Source organism: Micrococcus sp. HG099 (assembly GCF_024723355.1).
Lineage (GTDB): Bacteria > Actinomycetota > Actinomycetes > Actinomycetales > Micrococcaceae > Micrococcus > Micrococcus endophyticus.
This window is the reverse complement of sequence record NZ_JANQCJ010000151.1, coordinates 1-4,438: the sequence shown is the minus strand read 5'-3', so window position 1 is coordinate 4,438 and position 4,438 is coordinate 1. Positions and strand designations below refer to the sequence as shown.

Here is a 4,438-nt window from a genome sequence, read left to right as displayed (position 1 = left end):
GGCGGGGGTGCGCCAGGGCTGGCAGACACGCCGCTACGAGTTCCACGTAGCGGCGTGTCTGCCAGCCCTGGCGAAAGGGGGGGGTGGGGTGAGAGGGCGACGCGGTGCCCTGTCAGTCCTGTTGCGCGACGCCGTCGGGCCGGTCGCCCGCGCGGATCCCCTGGAGCTGCTCGCCCAGCCAGTCGACGTACTCGCCCAGCCACGCGCCCGTGACCTGCTCGTTCCACGCCTGCCCGACCGCCGGCTGCGGGAACACGACGGCGTCCGAGAGCGTGTCCCGCAGGGCCAGGGCGGGGCCCTCGTCGTCCGAGACCGTCACCCACTGCATGCCGTGGCGGGCGCCCAGGTGCTCGCCCAGCAGCACGGCGACGACGTCCAGCAGCACTGCCAGCTCGTCCGGGTCCAGCGCCTCGGCCTCGGAGACGGACCGGGCGAGGACGCCGTCGTAGTACGCGGCCACCGCGTCCAGGTCGAGGTGGTCCACGCCCTCCTGGGCGGCGAACTCGCGGCGGACGCGCACCCACTCCTGCTCGGGCTCGGACAGCGGGTGCATCTCGGGCTGCTCGGTCATGGCCTCCATCCTGCCAGGCCGGCCCGCTCCCGTTTCCCGCACGAAAGGGGCGTGGGAGGCTCCCGTTTCCCGCACGAAAGCGGCGGGGTCAGCCGACGCGTCGCGCCAGCGGCACCTGCACCGCGAACGCCGCGAGGCCCACCACCGCCGCCCAGGGCCGGGACGCCGTCGTCGTGCCGGGATCCGTGCGGTCGGGGACCTCGTCCGGTGCGCCCATCGCCCCCTCCTGTGCCGATGCTGTGGGTGGACTCACGCTAGCGCGTCCGGGGAAGTTGAGACACTGGAGGCATGCGCATCATGACCGTCTGCCTGGGGAACATCTGCCGCTCGCCCGCCGCCGAGGCGGTGCTGCAGCGCAAGCTCGCGGAGGCCGGGCTCGCGGACGAGGTGACCGTGACCTCTGCCGGCACCGCCGACTACCACGTGGGCGATCGGCCGCACGAGCTCACCCGCGCGGTCGGCGGGGAGCTGGGCTACGCGTTCGAGTCCGTCGGCGTCCACCTCGCCGCCGAGCACCTGGACGAGGCGGACCTGGTGCTGGTCATGGACGAGTCGAACCTCGCGGACGTGCACGCGCTGGCCGCCACGGACGAGCGGCGGGCCAAAGTGCGGATGATGGGCGAGTTCGCCTCGGACGCGGACACCGCCGGGGTGCTCGAGGTCCCGGACCCCTACGGGCACCCGCGCGCGCAGTTCGAGGACATGTACCGCCAGCTCGAGGACGCCGCCGACGGGGTGGTCGCGGCGATCCGCGACGGCCGCCTCTGAGCTCCGCCGCCGCGCGCCGGACCGCGCCCCCACCGGCCCTTTCGTGCGGGAGATGGGAGGCTCCGTGGCGCTGACCGGACGCACCGGCCGGTGGATCCGCGACGACGGCACGCCCGTCTTCACGAAGGCCCGCGCCGATGCCCCCGCGCACCTCTTCGAGCGCGAGGCCGCGGGCCTGCGCGCCCTCGCGGCGGCCGGGGCCCGCGTGCCCCGCGTGCTGGGGTGGAGCGAGACCGGCCTGGAGATCGAGTGGATCGACGACGGCGGCCGGCGCACCCGGCAGACGGAGGCCGCGTTCGGCCGGGAGCTGGCGGGCTTCCACGCGGGGTCGCGCCCGGAGGCCGGCGCGCCGGACCGGTTCGGCTCGCCCGACGACGTCGCGGCCGGCTGGCTCGGCGCCTGCCCTGTGGACTACACGCCCGCGTACACGTGGGCCGAGTCCTGGGTGGGGCGCCGGATCCTGCCCCTGGCCCGCCGGGCCGCGCGGGCCGGCGTCGTGCCCGCCTCTGCGCGGGCGGACGCCGAGCGCCTCGCCGAGCTCACCGACGGCTTCGGCCCGGACGCCCCCGCCCACCACCCGGGCGCGGCGGTGCTGGGGCCGGCCGAGCCGTCGTCGCTGGTGCACGGGGACCTGTGGGCCGGGAACCGGCTCGTGGACGCGGACGGGCGGTCCTGGCTGATCGACCCCAGCGCGCACCGGGGCCACCGCGAGGTGGACCTGGCGATGATGCGGCTCTTCGGCGGGTTCGGCGAGGAGGCGTTCGCGGCGTACCGGGAGGCGTTCCCGCTCGCCGACGGCTGGCGCGAGCGGGTGCTGCCGTACCAGGCGGTCCCCCTGCTGGTGCACGCCGTGCTGTTCGGCGGCGGGTACGGGGAGCAGGCGGCGGCGTCGCTGCGGGCGGCGGTGCGCCTGGCGTCCTGAGCCGGGGCCCGGAAGGCTCCCGTTTCCCGCACGAAAGTGCCCGTGGAGCCTCCCGTTTCCCGCACGAAAGGGTCAGGCGTCGGGGGCGAGGGCCTCGCGGAGCCGGGCGGCGACGTCGGGCCTCAGGGCGCCGCGGGCCTCGGCCCGGTCGGCGGTGGCCCGGGCGAGCGTCTCCCACACGGCCAGCACGTCGACGGGCATGCCCTCGGCCACCAGCTCGCGCAGGGTCTCGCGGTGGCCGCGCACCGTCTCGACGTCGCCGCGGGCCACCGGGCCGGTGAGGGCGCCGTCGCCGTCCGCGAGCGCGTTCTCCAGCGAGGCCGCCATCAGCGGGCGCAGCAGCCGCTCCGTGTCCGTCACCCCGATGCCGCGCAGCAGCTGCGCGGCCTGCGCCGTCAGCGTGACCAGGTGGTTCGAGCCGTGCGAGAGGGCCGCGTGGTAGACGCCGCGGTCGGCCTCCTTGATGACCACGGGCTCCCCGCCCATCTCCACCGCGAGCGCCTGCGCCACGGGCAGCACCACGGGGTCCGCGGTGACCCCGAACACGCAGTCCTGGAGGCGGGCCAGGTCCAGGCTGAGGCCGGTGAACGTCATGGCCGGGTGCAGGGCGATGGGGATGGCCCCGTGGGCGCGCACCGGGTTCAGCGCGCCCACGCCGTGCCGCCCGGAGGTGTGCACCACGAGGTGCCCGGTCTGCACGTGCCCGGCGGCGGCGAGCCCGGCCACGAGCTCGGGCAGCACGTCGTCCGGGACGGCGAACAGCACCATCTCCGAGCGGCGCAGGATCTCGGGGATCTCCAGGACGGGCGCCTCGGGCAGCAGCGCCTCCGCGCGGGTGCGGGAGGCCTCGGAGACGGCGTGCACGCCGGTGATCGTGTGCCCCGCGTTGCGCAGGGCGGCGCCGAGCACAGCGCCCACGCGGCCTGCGCCCACCACCCCGACGCCGAGGCGCCCGGGCCGCTGCGTGGGGTCGGTCGGGTCCAGGGTCAGGTCGAGTCCGCCGGTCATGGTCGCTCCTCGTGGCTCGTGCGGGGCTCCGGGTCAGTGCCCGCGACACCCCCCGCGGGGGCGGCGGGCCGGGCGACGCCGGCGCGCGCCAGCTCCTCGCGGCCCACCTCGGTGGCGGCCACCTCGCGGGTGCGCTGCTCGAAGCGGGCGAGCTCCTCGGGGCGCATCCAGCGGTCGCGGTCGGCCAGGCGGCGGGAGACGGCGGCGTGCCGGGCCTCCTCCGCGAACAGCTCGAGGGCGACCGCCTCGTCCAGGTCCGGCAGGACGGCGTGGCCGCCGGCCGTGCGCACGTGCACCGTGGCCAGGCGCAGGCGGCGCTGCACGGGGCCCTGGTCCAGGGCGGCGGTCTGCACGCGCTCGTGCTGGAGGGTCTGGAGCACGCGGTTCCAGCGTCCGCTGCGCACCACCAGCAGGGCCCGCGTCGTCGTGAAGCCCCGGCGCCGCCAGGCGAACCAGTTGAACCACCAGCGGCCGCGGTGCGGGATGTGGTGGAAGCCGCCCTCGGTCCCCGAGCCGTGCAGACCCAGGTGCATGAGGCGGGCGGGGGTGAGGCCCTCGGCCTCGCGGGGGTCGCCGTCGAGGCCCGGGTCCGGGGCGACCACGGTGAGCACCCGCAGCACGTCCTCCCACGTGCCCACGGGCAGCGCGGTGCTGCGCTTGCCGGCGGCATCCTCGCCGTAGCCGGCCACGGACACCTTCACCCGGTGCCAGCCGAACGGCCGCCAGAACAGCGGCTGGCTGACGGTCACACCCTGCACGCGGCCCGGCGGGACGGTCTGGTGGGTGGTCTCGGTGAGGCCGTGGCGCAGGCGCAGCCCGTCGGCGGAGCGGCGCACCTGGAAGCCCCAGCCGCCGTTCAGCCCGGACCACGCCTGGCCCACGACGGCGAACGCCAGCGGCAGGCCCCAGGCCACCACGATCGGCGTCAGGGAGGTGTCCTCGCCCTCCAGCCACGTCCCGGGGGCGAGCGCGAAGAACAGGCTCGTGCCCAGCACCACCACGAGGTAGACCGCCACCGTGCCGGCCACGCCGCCGGAGAGCAGCACCGAGCCGATCAGCCGGCCGGAGGGCACTCGGAGCATGAGCTCGCCCTCGTCGTCGGCGCGGCGGACCAGGCCCGGGCCGGACGACGACGACGGGGCCCCCTCGGGCGCGTCGGCGCCCGGGGC

Annotated in this window: 6 protein-coding genes; 2 read left to right on the top strand and 4 right to left on the bottom strand. The window is 76.7% G+C overall.

Annotation, left to right across the window (positions count from 1 at the left end):
• Positions 1 to 112: 112 nt before the first annotated feature.
• Together NWP10_RS10605 and NWP10_RS10600 are read right to left on the bottom strand one after the other, a co-directional pair.
• Positions 113 to 571, bottom strand: coding sequence for a DUF3806 domain-containing protein (locus NWP10_RS10605; protein ID WP_258300880.1), 459 nt, complete (start codon positions 569 to 571; stop codon positions 113 to 115).
• An 88-nt stretch (positions 572 to 659) separates the two neighbouring features.
• Positions 660 to 788 (bottom strand): hypothetical protein, encoded by a 129-nt coding sequence (locus NWP10_RS10600; RefSeq protein WP_258300879.1) that lies wholly within the window; start codon positions 786 to 788, stop codon positions 660 to 662.
• 71 nt (positions 789 to 859) lie between these two features.
• On the opposite strand from NWP10_RS10600, the gene NWP10_RS10595 reads away from it, so the two are divergent.
• Entirely contained in the window at positions 860 to 1,339 is a 480-nt protein-coding gene (locus NWP10_RS10595; RefSeq protein ID WP_258300878.1) for a low molecular weight protein-tyrosine-phosphatase, read from the top strand.
• A 52-nt stretch (positions 1,340 to 1,391) separates the two neighbouring features.
• Entirely contained in the window at positions 1,392 to 2,261 is an 870-nt protein-coding gene (locus NWP10_RS10590) for a fructosamine kinase family protein (RefSeq protein ID WP_258300877.1), read from the top strand.
• Between the two features lie 72 nt (positions 2,262 to 2,333).
• On the opposite strand, the gene NWP10_RS10585 is transcribed toward NWP10_RS10590, so the two are convergent.
• Together NWP10_RS10585 and NWP10_RS10580 are read right to left on the bottom strand one after the other, a co-directional pair.
• Complete coding sequence (locus tag NWP10_RS10585; protein ID WP_258300876.1) at positions 2,334 to 3,269, bottom strand: Rossmann-like and DUF2520 domain-containing protein; 936 nt, start codon at positions 3,267 to 3,269, stop codon at positions 2,334 to 2,336.
• The coding region (locus tag NWP10_RS10580) for a PH domain-containing protein (protein WP_258300875.1) at positions 3,266 to 4,438 on the bottom strand (1,173 nt) is incomplete at its 5' end. The genes NWP10_RS10585 and NWP10_RS10580, both read right to left, overlap by 4 nt.

What these genes read in the sequence shown, in the direction of transcription:
- NWP10_RS10605 (WP_258300880.1), bottom strand. Translation starts at nt 571, where the DNA reads ATGACCGAGCAGCCCGAGATGCACCCGCTGTCCGAGCCCGAGCAGGAG.
- NWP10_RS10590 (WP_258300877.1), top strand. Translation starts at nt 1,392, where the DNA reads ATGGGAGGCTCCGTGGCGCTGACCGGACGCACCGGCCGGTGGATCCGC.
- NWP10_RS10585 (WP_258300876.1), bottom strand. Translation starts at nt 3,269, where the DNA reads ATGACCGGCGGACTCGACCTGACCCTGGACCCGACCGACCCCACGCAG.
- NWP10_RS10600 (WP_258300879.1), bottom strand. Translation starts at nt 788, where the DNA reads ATGGGCGCACCGGACGAGGTCCCCGACCGCACGGATCCCGGCACGACG.
- NWP10_RS10595 (WP_258300878.1), top strand. Translation starts at nt 860, where the DNA reads ATGCGCATCATGACCGTCTGCCTGGGGAACATCTGCCGCTCGCCCGCC.